12 protein-coding genes are annotated in these 16566 nt (G+C 45.3%); 9 read left to right on the top strand and 3 right to left on the bottom strand.

Translation table 11 applies throughout. The features are described from left to right. Positions 1 to 77: 77 nt before the first annotated feature. The 6 genes from hutU (at position 78) to JO943_RS13095 (ending at position 8370) form a co-directional block, all read left to right on the top strand. A complete protein-coding gene (hutU, locus tag JO943_RS13120; protein WP_005231074.1) occupies positions 78 to 1754 on the top strand; it encodes a urocanate hydratase in 1677 nt (558 codons plus the stop codon). A gap of 84 nt (positions 1755 to 1838) precedes the next feature. Next, positions 1839 to 3377: a histidine ammonia-lyase gene (gene hutH, locus JO943_RS13115; RefSeq protein ID WP_005231073.1), complete on the top strand. Its 1539-nt coding sequence runs from the start codon at positions 1839 to 1841 to the stop codon at positions 3375 to 3377. Between the two features lie 64 nt (positions 3378 to 3441). Beyond that, positions 3442 to 4854: an amino acid permease gene (locus JO943_RS13110; RefSeq protein WP_202741003.1), complete on the top strand. Its 1413-nt coding sequence runs from the start codon at positions 3442 to 3444 to the stop codon at positions 4852 to 4854. A 52-nt stretch (positions 4855 to 4906) separates the two neighbouring features. After that, positions 4907 to 6112 carry an imidazolonepropionase gene (hutI, locus tag JO943_RS13105; RefSeq protein WP_202741002.1) on the top strand — a complete coding sequence of 402 codons (1206 nt, stop codon included), beginning with the start codon at positions 4907 to 4909 and terminating at the stop codon, positions 6110 to 6112. A gap of 33 nt (positions 6113 to 6145) precedes the next feature. Further along, the gene (gene hutG / locus JO943_RS13100) at positions 6146 to 7066 is read left to right on the top strand and encodes a formimidoylglutamase (protein ID WP_199948899.1); all 921 of its coding nucleotides are present in this window, start codon (positions 6146 to 6148) and stop codon (positions 7064 to 7066) included. 32 nt (positions 7067 to 7098) lie between these two features. Then, entirely contained in the window at positions 7099 to 8370 is a 1272-nt protein-coding gene (locus JO943_RS13095) for a Glu/Leu/Phe/Val family dehydrogenase (protein WP_005231067.1), read from the top strand. A gap of 118 nt (positions 8371 to 8488) precedes the next feature. Here JO943_RS13095 and JO943_RS13090 read toward each other — a convergent pair whose 3' ends face one another. From JO943_RS13090 to JO943_RS13080, 3 genes are all read right to left on the bottom strand, one after another. Beyond that, complete coding sequence (locus tag JO943_RS13090; protein ID WP_202741001.1) at positions 8489 to 9901, bottom strand: PLP-dependent aminotransferase family protein; 1413 nt, start codon at positions 9899 to 9901, stop codon at positions 8489 to 8491. 198 nt (positions 9902 to 10099) lie between these two features. After that, a complete protein-coding gene (gene cydB / locus JO943_RS13085) occupies positions 10100 to 11104 on the bottom strand; it encodes a cytochrome d ubiquinol oxidase subunit II (RefSeq protein ID WP_005286769.1) in 1005 nt (334 codons plus the stop codon). Continuing rightward, positions 11097 to 12542, bottom strand: a complete 1446-nt coding sequence (locus tag JO943_RS13080; RefSeq protein ID WP_202741000.1) for a cytochrome ubiquinol oxidase subunit I — start codon at positions 12540 to 12542, stop codon at positions 11097 to 11099. Before JO943_RS13080 ends, cydB begins: the two co-directional genes overlap by 8 nt. A gap of 359 nt (positions 12543 to 12901) precedes the next feature. Here JO943_RS13080 and JO943_RS13075 point away from each other — a divergent pair, with 359 nt between their 5' ends. From JO943_RS13075 to JO943_RS13065, 3 genes are all read left to right on the top strand, one after another. Next, on the top strand, positions 12902 to 13720 hold the full coding sequence (locus tag JO943_RS13075; RefSeq protein ID WP_202740999.1) for a hypothetical protein: 819 nt from the start codon (positions 12902 to 12904) through the stop codon (positions 13718 to 13720). 43 nt (positions 13721 to 13763) lie between these two features. Then, entirely contained in the window at positions 13764 to 13937 is a 174-nt protein-coding gene (locus tag JO943_RS13070; RefSeq protein ID WP_005231060.1) for a cbb3-type cytochrome oxidase assembly protein, read from the top strand. 212 nt (positions 13938 to 14149) lie between these two features. Further along, a complete protein-coding gene (locus JO943_RS13065; RefSeq protein ID WP_005231059.1) occupies positions 14150 to 16558 on the top strand; it encodes an FdhF/YdeP family oxidoreductase in 2409 nt (802 codons plus the stop codon). Positions 16559 to 16566: the final 8 nt, after the last annotated feature.

The following is a 16566-nucleotide window of genomic DNA, read 5'->3' as shown; positions in this document are numbered from 1 at the left end:
ATATACAAGTTAATACATTGCTATACAGTAAAAGCAGATTAATTTGCTGGTTCAAACTCAATGGAAGGAGTCCGATTGTGACAACAACGACAACAAAATTTCGTGATGTAGAAATTCGCGCACCGCGTGGTACACAGCTCAATGCCAAAAGCTGGTTAACAGAAGCGCCACTGCGTATGTTGATGAACAACCTAGATCCTGATGTCGCAGAAAATCCAAAAGAACTGGTGGTTTATGGTGGTATCGGTCGTGCTGCACGTAACTGGGAATGTTTCGACAAGATCGTTGAAACGCTAAAGAATTTAGAAACAGATGAAACTTTATTGGTTCAATCGGGTAAGCCGGTAGGCGTATTTAAAACCCATAAAGATGCGCCACGTGTTTTGATTGCCAACTCGAATCTGGTGCCACACTGGGGCAACTGGGAACATTTCAATGAACTGGATGCCAAAGGTTTGGCAATGTATGGCCAGATGACAGCGGGCTCTTGGATTTATATTGGTAGCCAAGGCATTGTACAAGGCACTTATGAAACCTTTGTCGAAGCAGGTCGTCAGCATTATAACGGTGACTTGAAAGGCCGTTGGGTATTAACGGCTGGTTTAGGCGGTATGGGCGGTGCACAACCTTTGGCTGCAACACTTGCAGGTGCATGTTCACTCAATATCGAATGCCAACAAACTAGTATCGATTTCCGTTTACGTACCCGTTATGTCGATGAGCAAGCCACTGATCTGGATGATGCTTTGGCGCGTATTGAAAAATATACCAAAGAAGGTAAGGCGGTTTCGATTGCACTGCATGGCAATGCTGCTGAAATTTTACCTGAATTGGTTCGTCGTGGTGTGCATCCAGATATGGTGACTGACCAAACCAGCGCACATGATCCTTTGAATGGTTATTTGCCAATTGGCTGGACATGGGAAGAGTACCGTCAGCGTGCTAAAACTGAGCCAGAAGTTGTGGTGAAAGCGGCTAAACAATCGATGGCGCAACATGTTCAAGCCATGCTGGACTTCCAGAAAATGGGTGTGCCAACTTTTGACTATGGCAACAACATCCGTCAAATGGCACAAGATGAAGGCGTAGAAAATGCCTTTGATTTCCCGGGCTTCGTTCCTGCCTATATCCGTCCATTGTTCTGCCGTGGTATTGGTCCGTTCCGTTGGGCTGCGCTGTCAGGTGACCCGGAAGATATCTATAAGACAGATGCCAAAGTAAAAGAGTTAATTCCAGATGATGAACATTTACATCGCTGGTTAGATATGGCGCGTGAACGTATTAGCTTCCAAGGTTTGCCAGCACGTATTTGCTGGGTGGGCTTAGGCTTACGCGCAAAACTAGGCTTGGCATTTAATGAAATGGTGCGTAGCGGTGAACTTTCAGCACCAATCGTGATTGGTCGTGATCATCTGGATTCAGGTTCAGTGTCTAGTCCGAACCGTGAAACCGAATCAATGAAAGATGGTTCTGATGCCGTATCGGACTGGCCATTATTGAATGCCTTATTGAATACTGCTGGCGGTGCGACTTGGGTGTCATTGCACCATGGCGGTGGTGTAGGTATGGGCTTCTCGCAACACTCAGGTGTGGTGATTGTGTGTGATGGTACAGATGAAGCAGCAGCACGTATTGCACGTGTACTGACCAATGACCCTGCAACAGGGGTGATGCGTCATGCCGATGCTGGTTATGACATCGCAATTGACTGTGCCAAAGAGCAAGGCTTGAACTTGCCGATGATCACGCAATAAACAGACAAGGACATTACGATGCTTTTTGCAATTGTGTAAACAGCATCGTAAGCGAACAATAGAGTGCAAAACAGGACGCCAACAATGGAACTTCTAATTCAACCCGGCAAACTTAGCTTAGCAGATCTGCGCCACGCTTATTTAAATCCAATTAAAGTGAAACTCGATGACAGCGCTTCTGCTGGCATTAATGCAAGTGTGGCTTGTGTCGAAAAAATCGTGAATGAAGGCCGTACTGCCTACGGGATCAATACCGGTTTTGGTTTACTGGCTTCAACCAAAATTGCACCAGAAGACCTGGAGCAATTACAACGCTCATTGGTACTGTCACACGCTGCTGGTGTGGGTGAGCCGCTTGATGATGCGATGGTGCGTCTGATTATGTTGCTTAAAGCAAATAGCTTGGCACGTGGTTTTTCTGGGATTCGTCGTAAAGTGATTGACGCCATTCTGGCTTTAATCAATGCCGAAGTTTATCCGCATATTCCACTCAAAGGTTCTGTTGGTGCTTCAGGTGACTTGGCACCACTGGCACATATGTCTCTGGTGTTATTAGGCGAAAGTAAAGCACGCTATAAAGGTGAATGGTTGCCGGCAGTTGAAGCACTTAAAATTGCGGGTCTAGAGCCAATTTCTTTAGCGGCGAAAGAAGGTTTGGCACTGTTAAATGGTACGCAAGTTTCAACCGCCTATGCTTTACGTGGTCTGTTTGAAGCAGAAGATCTATTTGCTGCTGCAACAGTGTGCGGTGGTTTAAGTGTTGAAGCCATGCTGGGTTCGCGTGCGCCATTCGATGCACGTATTCATGAAGTGCGTGGTCAACGTGGTCAAATTGATGTGGCTGCGGCTTATCGTGACTTGTTGACTGAATCAAGTGAGATTTCTCATTCACATGAAGATTGCAGCAAGGTTCAGGATCCATACTCACTACGTTGCCAACCACAGGTGATGGGGGCGTGTTTGACCCAGATCCGTCAGGCGGCAGAAGTACTGGAAATCGAAGCAAATGCGGTATCGGATAACCCATTGGTCTTTGCTGCTGAAGGCGATGTGATTTCGGGTGGTAACTTCCATGCCGAACCTGTTGCCATGGCAGCGGATAATCTGGCATTGGCGATTGCAGAAATCGGTTCATTGTCTGAACGTCGTATTTCCATGATGATGGACCGTCACATGTCACAGTTGCCGCCGTTCCTGGTTGCCAATGGTGGAGTCAATTCTGGCTTCATGATTGCTCAAGTAACAGCCGCTGCGTTAGCAAGTGACAATAAAGCACTTGCACATCCTGCCAGTGTTGATAGTTTACCGACTTCTGCAAATCAGGAAGACCATGTTTCCATGGCGCCGAATGCTGGGAAACGCTTGTGGTATATGGCTGACAACGTTCGCGGCATCCTTGCAGTTGAATGGCTAGGTGCATGTCAGGGGCTTGATTTCCGTGAAGGATTGAAGAGTTCTCCAAAACTTGAGCGTGCGCGTAAAGTGTTGCGTGATCAAGTGCCTTACTACAGTGAAGATCGTTTCTTTGCGCCAGATATCGAGCAGGCAAGTGAATTGCTCGCGAGTGGTTGCCTGAACGAATTACTCATTCCGAAGCTATTACCGAGTTTGTCTGAAGTGTGATCAATAAATCGGTCACATGGAGTGGCCGAATCTAACTAAATTTCCTCAAGGATTGGAGATTATAATGTCACAGCACTCCACATTACAGCGGGGGCTAAACACCCGCCATATTCGTTTTTTGGCATTGGGTTCAGCCATTGGGACAGGACTCTTTTACGGTTCGGCTACTGCCATCAAAATGGCAGGCCCGTCCGTATTACTCGCATATATTGTTGCAGGGATTGCAATTTATATCGTGATGCGCGCACTCGGTGAAATGGCGGTACATAACCCGGTATCAGGTTCATTCAGTCATTATGCTTCTCAATATATTGGCCCGCTTGCAGGTTTTACCACCGGTTGGACCTACGTTTTCGAAATGATCATCGTTGCACTTGCCGATGTGACAGCATTCGGAATCTATATGGGATTCTGGTATCCCGATGTGCCACGCTGGATCTGGATTTTGTCACTGATCATGTTCTTGGGTGCAATCAATTTGATTCACGTCAAGGTCTTTGGCGAGCTTGAGTTTTGGCTTTCCATCGTCAAAGTCACTGCCATTGTGGCCATGATTGTTGGTGGTTTGGGATTGATGTTCTATGGCTTCCATGCGGACCACAGTGGCTTTACCACAGGCATTCAAAATCTATGGATTCATGAAGGCTTTATGCCAAATGGCATTGCAGGTTTAGTTGCCTGTTTGTCCGTGGTGGTATTTGCTTTTGGCGGGATTGAAATTATCGGGATCACTGCTGGTGAATCGCAAGATCCAAAAACTTCGATTCCAAAAGCGATTAATGCCGTGCCGGTACGTATCCTGTTGTTCTATGTCCTGACGATTTTTGTATTGATGTCGATTTTCCCGTGGAACCAGATTGGGAGTCAGGGCAGTCCATTCGTACAGATTTTTGAAAATCTGGGCATTGGATCAGCGGCAACCGTTCTGAATATTGTGGTCATTACAGCGGCTGTATCTGCCATCAATAGTGATGTGTTTGGTGCAGGACGTATGCTGTACGGGATGTCAAACCGTGGACAAGCGCCAAAAGTATTCCAGAAAATTTCGAAAAACGGTGTGCCTTGGATGACCGTGGTGGTGATGGCAGGCGTGTTGTTGATCGGTGTCTTGCTGAACTATCTGATTCCTGAAAATGTCTTCATCATCATTGCTTCAATCGCGACTTTTGCAACCGTTTGGGTCTGGCTGATGATTCTACTTTCTCAGGTTGCGATGCGTCGTAAATTATCGAAAGAAGAAATCAAGTCACTGGATTTCCCAGTCATTGGCTGGCCGTATGCCCCTGCATTTGCAATTGCGTTCATGCTGTTCATTCTAGCCATGATGGGGTATTTTCAAGACTCACGACCTGCAATTTATGTCGGTGCAACCTGGTTAGTTCTACTCTGGATTGCGTATAGCATCTGGGTGAAGCCGAAGAAAGATACGGTAAAAGAAAGCGCAAGCTTGCAACAAAATATCGAAATGGAAAGCTAAAGATCAAGCTGCTCAGGTACTTATCCTACCTGAGCAGTGAGAGGAAATGTGAATGAAAAAGCTTTGGAAAAACTGTCATATTGCCACCATGCAAAATGGGCAATATTCCAGTATCGAACATGCTGCAATGGTCACGTCGGGGCAGCACATCCACTGGATTGGAACCTTTGACGATGTTCCTGCCGATGCTTATTCCGAAACCATTGATTTGAATGGCGCGTGGGTGACTCCTGGCTTAATTGATTGTCATACCCATAGTGTATTTGGCGGCAACCGTAGTGTTGAGTTTGAAAAACGCTTACAAGGTGTGAGTTATGCCGAAATCGCGGCGAGTGGTGGCGGAATTGCCAGTACGGTTCGCGCCACGCGTGAAGCAAGTGAACAACAGTTGCTGGCATCAGCACTGAAGCGCGTTCGTTGCCTGCTCAAAGATGGGGTCACCACCATTGAGATTAAATCAGGTTACGGTCTGGACTACGCCAACGAACGGAAAATGCTGCGTGTGATTCGTCAGATTGCAGAAACACTGCCAATGACGGTTCGCAGTACTTGCCTGGCAGCGCATGCTTTACCGCCTGAATATCAGGATCAAAGCGATGCGTATATTGAGCATATCTGTAATGACATGCTGCCAAAACTCCATCAGGAAGGTCTGGTTGATGCAGTCGATGCCTTTTGTGAATATCTGGCATTTTCTCCTGCTCAGGTTGAGCGCGTCTTTAAAACCGCACAGTCTTTAAATTTACCCATCAAGCTGCATGCAGAACAGCTTTCTTCGCTCGGTGGCTCAAGTCTGGCTGCGCGTTATCTGGCTTTGTCGGCAGATCATCTGGAATTCATGACAGAAGAGGATGTGAAAGCCATGGCTGCTGCGGGGACGGTTGCAGTGTTATTGCCAGGCGCATTTTATTTCTTGAGAGAAACCCAGTATCCGCCGTTGCAGAGTTTGCAGCAACATGGTGTGCGGATTGCCTTGTCCAGTGATTTAAATCCGGGTACATCGCCAGCTTTATCTTTGCGTTTAATGATGAATATGGGCAGCACCTTATTCCGTTTAACCCCTGAACAGACTTTAGCTGCGGTAACCCTTCATGCAGCACATGCATTGGGCTTGCAAGACACGCATGGCAGTCTGGAGCAGGGCAAAGTGGCAGATTTTGTTGCCTGGGACATCGAGCATCCTTCAGAAATCGTTTACTGGTTAGGTGGCGATTTGCCAAAACGTATCATTCAGCATGGCAATGAAATTTCGATCTAAGCCTAGGCTCATTTTTAAAGCGTGGTATTGATAATGAATCACTCATTTAAATGGCAAGGACGACACGATGGTGACGGTGAAGCACATTTACGTCTCTATCAGGTGGTCAATACGCAGCAGCATGCGTCATTCGCTTTGATCGGTTTTAGTTCCGATGAAGGGGTGAAACGCAATAAAGGCCGTTTAGGTGCAGCCGATGCCCCGGATATGATTCGGGCACAATTGGCAAACTTGCCGGTCCATCAAGCGGTGACAATTGCAGATCTGGGCACAGTGCTATGTGACAATGGCAAACTGGAACAGGCACAGGCTGAACTGGCCGATCAGGTAGAACGTAGTCTAAAACAGGGCATGAAACCGATTGTTTTAGGCGGTGGTCATGAAGTGGCTTTTGGTAGCTTTTCAGGTCTGTTTCAATACCTGCAAAATCATGAGCCAGATAAGAAAATCGGTATTATCAATTTTGATGCCCATTTTGACTTGCGTGAAGCGGAACATGTCACCTCAGGTACGCCTTTTCTAAATGCAGCAAGACTGTCTGAACAGCATCAGCAAGAATTTCATTATCTGTGTATCGGGGTGGCAAAACACTCAAATACTCGAGTCCTTTTTGAAACGGCAGACCGACTAAATTGCAGTTATATCTACGACTTTGAATTACAACCGAAAAACGTTGAAATTTTACTCGAAAAAATCAATGCTTTTATCGGAAAAGTTGACTATTTGTATATTACAGTTGATCTTGATGTATTTAGTGCTAGCATTGCTCCAGGTGTAAGTGCACCTGCGGTAAAAGGAATTGATTTATCAGTCTTTGACCCATTACTAGAGGCCATTAAGGAAACCGGAAAGATTAAAGTTTTTGATGTGGCGGAATGTAATCCACGGTTTGATTTGGACAGTAGAACTGCCAAATTAGCCGCTTATATAATTTTTAACTACATATTTGATTGATGGATCATGTGAATTCATCAAAAGGTTAAAACATGTCTAATTTATCTTATGTCTCTCAAAATGACGGTCCATGGGCAACCTATCTTGAACAGATCGAGCGTGTTGCTCCATATCTAGAAGGTCTAGAAGGTTATGTGGATACATTAAAGCGCCCAAAACGTGCTTTGATCGTTGACGTGCCAATTGTTATGGACGATGGCACTATCCGTCATTTTGAAGGTTATCGTGTACAACACAATTTGTCACGTGGTCCGGGTAAAGGCGGTATTCGCTATCACCCAGATGTAGATTTAAATGAAGTAATGGCTCTTTCAGCATGGATGACAATTAAGACTGCGGTGGTGAATTTACCATTCGGCGGTGCAAAAGGTGGTATCCGTGTTGATCCGCGTCAGCTTTCTCCACGTGAATTAGAACGCTTAACACGCCGTTACACCAGTGAAATCAGCCATATTATTGGCCCACAAAAAGATATTCCTGCACCTGACGTAGGGACGAATCCAAACGTGATGGGCTGGATCATGGATACTTATTCATCTGGTCAAGGTCATACCGTAACAGGTGTGGTAACGGGTAAACCGGTTCACCTAGGCGGTTCGCTAGGTCGTATCAAGGCAACAGGCCGTGGTGTATTTATCACAGGTCAGCAAGTTGCTGAAAAAATCAAATTACCTTTAGAAGGCGCTAAAATCGCGGTTCAAGGTTTTGGTAACGTGGGTAGTGAAGCTGCATATCTATTCGGTGATTCAAAATCTAAAATCGTGACCATTCAAGATCATACTGGTACGATTTATAATCCTGAAGGGATTGATCTCGCTGCATTAAAAACCTACATGGAAACTCATCAAGGTGTGGGTGGTTTTGAAGGTGCTCAAGCGATCAGCGATGAAGAGTTCTGGACAGTAGACATGGATATTTTGATCCCTGCTGCTTTAGAAAGCCAGATCACGGTTGAACGTGCGAAAAACTTATCGGCAAAACTGGTTCTTGAAGGCGCGAACGGCCCGACTTATCCAGAAGCAGATGACATCCTGGTTGAACGTGGTATCACGGTTGTTCCTGACGTAATCTGTAATGCGGGTGGTGTAACCGTATCTTACTTCGAATGGGTTCAGGATATGTCGAGCTACTTCTGGTCTGAAGAAGAAATTAACGAAAGACTCGACAAGTTAATGATTCAAGCCATTAACGATGTATGGCATAAATCAAGCGAAAAAGAATGTACCTTACGTACAGCGGCCTTTATCTTGGGTTGTGAGCGTATTTTAAAAGCACGTAAAGAGCGTGGTATTTTCCCAGGCTAATTGAGCTGTGCTTTTGAAACGACCTTAAGACGCATGTTTTAAGGTCGTTTTTTTATTTCTATGGAACTGGAAAAGATTTTCATTATTTATTATTCAAAAATGCTTTCCCGAAATTTAATTAGATGAGTACTTCTTTTTGAATGGTATTGATAAATTGCATGACAGCATGTTCAATCTGTTCCGTCCATTCAAAAGAACAGTTCATACGGATAAAATGTTGATGCGAGGGCAATACATTAAATAAAGGGCTGGGGGCAACGCCGACCTGTTGCTGGATCAATTGTTCATAGATTTTCATACTGTTGACTTTATCGGGCAATTGAATCCAGAGAAAATAGCCACTCGGATAATTGTAGACCTTACAGCCTTTGGGTAAATGCTGTTTGAGATATTGAAAGAACTGCTTTTTATTCTTTTCCAAAGCACGTCTGAGCGTTCTGAGATGCTTTTCATAATGATGATGAGAGAGAAACTCAACCAGTGTATTCTGGATCAGCGCATTGGCTGAAATGGTGCTCATCAACTGTAGATGCTGAATATGCTCGGAAAATTTGCCTGCATAGACCCAGCCCATACGGAAACCTGAACCTAGGGTTTTGGAAAAAGAAGAGCAGTGCAGCACCAGATTTTGCTGGTCAAAATACTTCATCGGCAAAGGTTTTTGATTGCCATAAAACAGTTCTTCATAGACATCATCTTCGATTAAATGGATTTGATGCTCATGCAATAGTTTGGCAATTTTATATTTAATTTCCTCGCTGACCGTAAATCCGATCGGGTTATGTGCATTGAGCATAAACCAGCACACTTTGATCGGATAATTTTTAATGACCTGTTCAAAAGCTTCTATATCAAAGCCATGTTGCGGATGCTCAGGAATGGTAATCACCTTGAGTCCTAAACGCTCTGCAGCCTGCCAAGCCCCATAAAAAATAGTTTGCTGCAACAAAATATAATCGCCTGGTTGCGTAATCGCTTGCAGCGAAAGATTCAGGGCTTCTAAGCCGCCAGATGTAATGACAATGTCATCTGCATCCGTGGGGATGCCTTGCATGCAATAGCGTTGCGCGATCAGCTTTCTGAGCGCTAAGTTGCCCGGTGGCAGATTAGTGGTTTGATCATAACTCTGTCGATTACGGGAAAGTTGCCCCATGATCTGAATCAGTTTGGGGGGATAGAGCAACTGACTGTCTGGAAAAGCAGAGCCTAATGGACTGACGTGTTTGGATTGAATCGATTTAAGATATTTAAATACCAGCGAGTTGATTTCAATCTTCGGATTTAAAGACACCACTGAATAGGCTTGCGGAATCTGGATATGATTGTGCTCAGCGACAAAATATCCCGATTTTTCTTTGGAATAAATCAGGCCTTGTGCTTCCAGTTCCTGATACGCATTCATGACAGTAATGAGACTAAAGCCTGAGCGCTGGACCTGTTCACGTAAAGATGGCAGTTTGGTATGTGGCTTCCATGTCCCGTTTTCAATGAGAAGTTTCAGGTTATGCGCTAACTGTTCTGATTTATACATAAAATAGGGCTGATCCGAATAAACAGAGCAGCCTTGTTAAAAAGGCTGCTCCATTCCTAGTTCTAATAAGCAAACATCAATAGTAGTCTAAATAGACCAGCAATTATGGCGAGTGCAAAAAATCCAAGTAACCACAAGATTATAAACCATTGCGTTGAACTTAAATGCTGAGATTTTATTTTCATGCAACCTTCCTCCTTAGTGATAACCTGCATCACCGACACGGACCTTATCTCTGAATACCCAGTAGGAAAGGATGGTATAGGCAATGATAATCGGAATAAGAATTACCGCACCGACCAGCGCAAATTTCTGACTCGAAGCAGGGGCTGCTGCCTCCCAGATCGTAACCGATGGCGGAATAATATGCGGCCATAAACTAATGACAAAACCGGTGAAGGCCAAAAACACCAGTGCCAGGGTGTAGATAAATGGCTTCAGATCCTGACGCTTTTGACAGGCTTTTAAAATTAAGGCAGTAAAGAGCAACACCAAAACCGGTACAGGACTAAAATACAGCAGATTTGGCAAGGCAAACCAACGTGCTGCAATTTCAGGGTGAGTCAGCGGGGTATAAAGACTGACCCCGGCAAACACCACAAATAACAGGATGATCAGCTTCGGCATTAACCGATACATCTGGTCCTGTAATTCGTGATCTGTTTTCATAATCAGCCAGCCACAACCCAGTGCTGCATACATGGCCACCACACCCAGTCCGGTAAACAGTGCGAAAGGGGTTAGCCAGTCCAGACCCGACCCTGAGAAAATCCCGTTGGTCGTCTGGATTCCCTGAATATACGCCCCGAGAATCACGCCCTGAAAGAAGCTGGACAAGACCGAGCCCCAGATAAAGGCCAGATCCCATAAATGCTTGGTACGATTGGCCTTAAAGCGGAATTCAAAAGCGACGCCACGGAAAATCAATGCAATCACCATCAAGGTAATTGGCATATACAGGGCAGAAAGCACAGTGGAATAGACCAGTGGAAAAGCAGCAAATAAGCCTGCGCCCCCAAGCACCATCCAGGTTTCATTTCCATCCCAGACTGGCGCGACAGTATTCATCATCACATCGCGCTCTTCACGGTTTTTAATAAAGGGGAACAGGATGCCAATGCCGAGATCAAAACCGTCCAGCACCACATAGATCAGTACGCCCAGACCAATAATACCGACCCAGATCAGAGATAAATCAATCATGGTGTTTCTCCTTACTTTGATCTTGCCCGTCAATGCTTTCATCGACAGCACTCAGTGGACGCATCGGTGTTTTGAAATGTCCCGGACCTGCGGGTTCATGTTCAATGGCATCAATAAATTCAGGACCTTTTTTCAGCAGTTTCAGCATATAGTAAATACCGCTACCAAAAACGATGGTATAGACCCCGACAAAAATAATCAGACTGATGCCGACCTGATCGGCGGTAACGGTCTGCGACAGACCATCTTTGGTCCGCATCACGCCATAAATGACCCAGGGCTGGCGTCCGACTTCTGTGGTGACCCAGCCTGCAAGCAGGGCGATATAACCTGCCGGTCCCATGACGAAAGCAAATTTGTGAAACCATGAAGTGCCATACAGTTTGCCGGTTTTACGCAGCCATAAAGCAACCAGTGAAAGCAGTACCATCAGCATGCCCAGACCGACCATGACGCGGAAACTCCAGAACACAATGGTGGCATTGGGACGGTCTTCAGCTGCAAAGTCTTTTAAACCTGTTACTTTTCCATCCAGCGAGTGGGTCAGGATCAGGCTGCCGAGATGCGGAATTCCGACTTCATACAGATTTTCCTCTTTATCCATATCTGGAATGGCAAAAAGCAAGAGTGGCATGGATTCGTTATGATTGGTTTCCCAGTGTCCTTCAATGGCTGCCAGTTTGGCGGGCTGGTGCTTTAAGGTATTTAAACCATGATTGTCACCAATCACCACTTGCAGACATGAAGTGACCAGAACCATCCATAGACCCATCGAAAATGATTTTTTGACCAGTTCATCGCGACGGCCTTGAATTAAATGCCATGCAGCAGTACCCACCACGAGAAGTGACGAGACTAAAAATGCCGCCGCCGCCATATGCGCCAGACGATAAGGGAAGGATGGATTGAAAACAATCGCCCACCAGTCGGTAGGAATCACGATCCCGTTTTCAATGCTAAATCCTTGCGGGGTTTGCATCCAGCTATTGGAAGACAGGATCCAGAACATGGAAATACAGGTACCGATGGCAACCATCAAGGTGGCAAAAAAGTGTGCCTTGGGACTGACCCGTCCCCAACCGAACAGCATGATGCCGAGGAAGCCCGCTTCGAGGAAGAAAGCACTCAGTACTTCATAGGTCAGTAAGGGGCCAGTTACACTCCCTGCGATTCGGGAAAATTCACTCCAGTTGGTTCCAAACTGATAGCTCATCACCACACCGGAGACCACGCCCATACCGAAGGCAACCGCAAAGATCTTGATCCAGAACTTGAACAGATCCTTATAAATCGGGTTTTGGGTACGAAGCCATTTCCACTCCAGCATGGCCAGAAAACAGGCCAGACCAATCGAGGTGGCAGGAAAGATGATGTGAAATGAAACAGTAAAGGCGAACTGTATTCGGGCTAATTCTAAGGCAGTAAAACCGAGATCCATATATCCTCTCCTATAACAGACGAGTAAAGCAGTCGCTAGGAAAATGTGAAAGAACGGACTTAAACGACTGAAAATACATAGAACCTTGTGACTGTTCTGGTTGGATTTAAAAGCCTTTTAAGTTTTATCCATCATCCCGTGTTCTGCTGTATATGAGTAGGTACAATTTCTTCTTGTTTTTTTATAACAGATAAGCTTGAGCTAAGTAATCTGTTATATTTTTTTAGCAAAATTCTGTAGCTATTCAGTATCAAGATGCTCATTCAAAATAGCATACACAACGATACAGTGTGTTAAATAATGATCAAGCATTGTAAGTCGTTTATCTGACCTTACTTCGGACTGAATGGCGTTTAATTATGTTTATAACCCCTGAGCTTAATGCATTGCCCCGGCTTTTTCAGGGCAAGGCACCATCGCAATCAGTACAAGAACAGTTACAACTTGAATATGTCAATCTTGAAGCAACGTTGTTAAGAGGCAAGGTGCTTAGAGATTTTTCTAAAGAAAAAGTCACCTACATTGCCCAGGCCCCCATTGCAGAAAATGAAGGACATCTGGCTTATGTGTTTGCGCCATTTATTATTGCTAATTTAAATCAGCCGGTGATTTATACCACGCCTATCACAGCTGCTGTATTGACCGTTTTAAATCAATATTATCAGGCAGAGAAAAGCATCCATTTCAAGATCGAAGAGGTGCTTGATAGTCTGAGACTCTATATTGAGCTGGTGAATGATCCGAAAAATGAGCAGGATTTTCTTTTTCGGAGTCTGGTGAAAGCCCTGTGCAGAACAGATATTTCCCATATTTTTCTGGTGACTCATCTGCCGATCGATATGCATCAGCTCAAAATATTGCAAGATTATCTACAGGTCAGAATTACGGTGATTGATAGCGGTCAGGATATACCTCAAGTAAATCATGACATGATCAATATGCGCCAACTGTTGTTTAAAAATAAAGATGAATTCCATAAAGGAATTTGTACCTTATTTTCCAGTCTGAATGCCAGATTGGTGGCAAATATTGGCCAGTTTACCGAACAGCAGGCTGCGCATCTGATTGAAGATATGTTTTATTCCGAACACATTTTCGAGAAGTTGTCGGTCTATGCTGAATATATGCAGACCCGGATTCAAAATGGTGCCAGTTTTAAAGTTTTGTCCACGATATAAACAAGGTTAAACATTTCTTAATCTTTGAACAGGAGCAGGCCTTATGTCGCAACAGCAATCCAAATTTCCCTATTTAGCAGTGGGTATCAGTATTTTGCTCGGCTGTTTATTTCTGGTGTTTTTCTTTCTGGCAGTCAGTAATCAACCCGATTATATGCCGTCGCAGCAAAAGCATAATACCACTGAAGCACAGCAGCTCAGTTCAGCCAATAAATAATTTACTCATTCCAATACCTGAACTCAATCTTGATCCACCTTAGAGGCAAGCCAGCGGTGCCAATACCCTTCTGTTTAATTCGTTGTCTAGCAGGATAGCGCTGGCCAGTCTCACGATCAGAGAATAAGACAAATCTGGAATAGAAAAATCAGCAGATTCATGTTACTTCTAGAGCAGTAAGAAATGAAAATAGCTCAGCTGAGGGCGATGTAATGGATCATTCAGAACAAACAATTCATAAACAAGAAAATAATGGCTACGCGAGAATTGAGCCATATACCCAGCCCGCTGGCGGATGGGGCGCATTATTGAGTGTGGCCCGCAATCTCAAACGTCAGGATATCCTTAAAAAAGGTTCGATTACTTTACTTAATATCAATCAGCCGACCGGTTTTGACTGTCCCGGTTGTGCATGGCCAGAGAAAAAAGATGCCCATGCCTTTAACTTTTGCGAGAACGGTGCCAAAGCCGTTGCTTTTGAAGCCACCAGTAAAACGGTGACACCAGAGTTTTTTGCTCAGCATACAGTCAGCTGGTTAGCCGAGCAGAGTGATTTTTATCTGGAAGACTTAGGGCGTTTAACCGACCCGATGCGCTACGATCCTGTTACGGATAAATATGTACCGATTTCTTGGGATGAGGCCTTTCAACTGATTGCCAAACATTTACAAGCCTTAGACCATCCTGATCAGGCGGCATTCTATACCTCGGGACGAGCCAGTAATGAAGCGGCATTTTTATATCAGCTGTTCGTCAGAAGCTTTGGTACCAATAACTTTCCAGACTGTTCCAATATGTGCCATGAAACTACCAGTGTGGGTTTGAAAGATGCCATTGGCTTAGGTAAAGGGACGGTTATTCTGGATGACTTTGATCAGGCGGATGCCATCTTTAGTTTTGGGCATAACCCCGGCACCAATCATCCGCGGATGCTGGCCACCCTGAGAGAGGTGTCAAGACGCGGGGGTAACATCGTTGCAATTAATCCGATTAAAGAACGTGGTTTGGAGCGCTTTCAAGATCCGCAAGCTCCTTTGGAAATGATGACCAATGGCAGTACCCCGATCAGCCGCTATTACTTCCAGCCCAAAATTGGCGGTGATTACGCGCTGATGTTTGGGGTGATGAAGCATTTACTGGAATGGGATAAACAAGCCCTTGCCCAAGGACAGCCTAGCGTTTTCGACCGCAGTTTTATCGAAATGAATACCATCGGTTTTGATAAGATGCTGGCGGAAATTGAGCGGACTGAATGGCCAGAAATTCACAAACACACCGGACTTTCACCTGAACATTTACAATCCATTGCCCAGATGTATCTGGATGCAAAAACGGCTATTTTCTGTTGGGGCATGGGGATTACCCAGCATCGTCACGGCACTGCCAATATTCATATGCTGGCAAATCTGATGCTGGCACGCGGACATATCGGACGACCGGGTTCGGGGCTATGTCCAGTGCGTGGGCATAGTAATGTGCAGGGCGACCGCACCATGGGCATCAATGAAAACCCAAGTGATAAGCTACTCGACAGTATTGATCGTGTATTTGGTATCAAGTCACCGCGTAAACATGGTTTTGGCGTGGTCGATACCATCAAGGCGATGTATGAAAGTGATGTCAAAGTCTTTATTGGTCTAGGCGGTAACTTTGCGGTTGCAACACCAGATACACCTTATACCCAACAAGCTTTACGCCGTTGTAATTTAACCGTCAACATTACTACCAAGCTGAACCGTAGCCATCTGGTGTGTGGTCAGGACGCCCTGATGTTGCCATGTCTGGGGCGTACTGAAGTGGATATGCAGGTGCATGGCCCTCAAGCGATTTCGGTAGAAGATTCAATGTCGAACGTGCATCTTTCGGCAGGGCGTAATCCGCCGATCTCTGAAAATATTTTGTCTGAACCCGATATTGTGGCGCGTATGGCGGAAGCCGCGTTACCCGACAGTAAGGTGAAATGGCGCTGGTATATTGAAAGTTATGATCGTATTCGTGATTCGATTGCCGAGGTGTTTGACGAATTCCATGATTTTAACCAGCGGGTTTATCAACCGAGTGGTTTCCATTTAGAGCATCCAGCCAATCAGCATGTCTGGAACACGCCAAGTGGCAAAGCACAGTTCTTGATTACACCATTGTCCGAAGTGTATGAAGATAAAGAAAATCAGTATGCCGCCGCCTATAGTGAGCAACAGGTGTATACCTTGATGACCACACGTTCGCATGACCAGTACAATACTACCTTATATGGTCTGGATGACCGTTATCGGGGCGTATTCGGGCAACGCCGTGTGCTGTTTATGAATCAGGCGGATATTGATGCAGCAGGCTTTGTAGCTGATCAATGGGTTGATATCGAAAGTGTCTTCTCGGATGGGGTTAAACGAATCGTGCATAGTTTTCGTATCGTGCCTTATAACATTCCACAAGGCAGTCTGGCCGCCTATTATCCAGAGACCAATCCACTGGTGGCTTTGGGCAGTCATGATAAATATGCCAAAATTCCAGCATCAAAAAGTATCCCGGTGATCCTGCATGCAGGTCAGGCGCCTGAGCATTTTAACTTGGCGGTTGCAGTTGATCCTGAACATGCCAATGAGCGTGTCGGTGGTGTCTAGTCGCGCAT

The organism is Acinetobacter sp. 'aerobic (ED)' (assembly GCF_904886855.1).
Lineage (GTDB): Bacteria > Pseudomonadota > Gammaproteobacteria > Pseudomonadales > Moraxellaceae > Acinetobacter > Acinetobacter courvalinii.
The sequence above is the reverse complement of the archived record's forward strand: the minus strand, read 5'-3'. Positions and strand labels throughout refer to the sequence as shown.

What these genes read in the sequence shown, in the direction of transcription:
- hutH (WP_005231073.1), top strand. Translation starts at nt 1,839, where the DNA reads ATGGAACTTCTAATTCAACCCGGCAAACTTAGCTTAGCAGATCTGCGC.
- JO943_RS13110 (WP_202741003.1), top strand. Translation starts at nt 3,442, where the DNA reads ATGTCACAGCACTCCACATTACAGCGGGGGCTAAACACCCGCCATATT.
- hutI (WP_202741002.1), top strand. Translation starts at nt 4,907, where the DNA reads ATGAAAAAGCTTTGGAAAAACTGTCATATTGCCACCATGCAAAATGGG.
- hutG (WP_199948899.1), top strand. Translation starts at nt 6,146, where the DNA reads ATGAATCACTCATTTAAATGGCAAGGACGACACGATGGTGACGGTGAA.
- JO943_RS13095 (WP_005231067.1), top strand. Translation starts at nt 7,099, where the DNA reads ATGTCTAATTTATCTTATGTCTCTCAAAATGACGGTCCATGGGCAACC.
- JO943_RS13090 (WP_202741001.1), bottom strand. Translation starts at nt 9,901, where the DNA reads ATGTATAAATCAGAACAGTTAGCGCATAACCTGAAACTTCTCATTGAA.
- cydB (WP_005286769.1), bottom strand. Translation starts at nt 11,104, where the DNA reads ATGATTGATTTATCTCTGATCTGGGTCGGTATTATTGGTCTGGGCGTA.
- JO943_RS13080 (WP_202741000.1), bottom strand. Translation starts at nt 12,542, where the DNA reads ATGGATCTCGGTTTTACTGCCTTAGAATTAGCCCGAATACAGTTCGCC.
- JO943_RS13075 (WP_202740999.1), top strand. Translation starts at nt 12,902, where the DNA reads ATGTTTATAACCCCTGAGCTTAATGCATTGCCCCGGCTTTTTCAGGGC.
- JO943_RS13070 (WP_005231060.1), top strand. Translation starts at nt 13,764, where the DNA reads ATGTCGCAACAGCAATCCAAATTTCCCTATTTAGCAGTGGGTATCAGT.
- JO943_RS13065 (WP_005231059.1), top strand. Translation starts at nt 14,150, where the DNA reads ATGGATCATTCAGAACAAACAATTCATAAACAAGAAAATAATGGCTAC.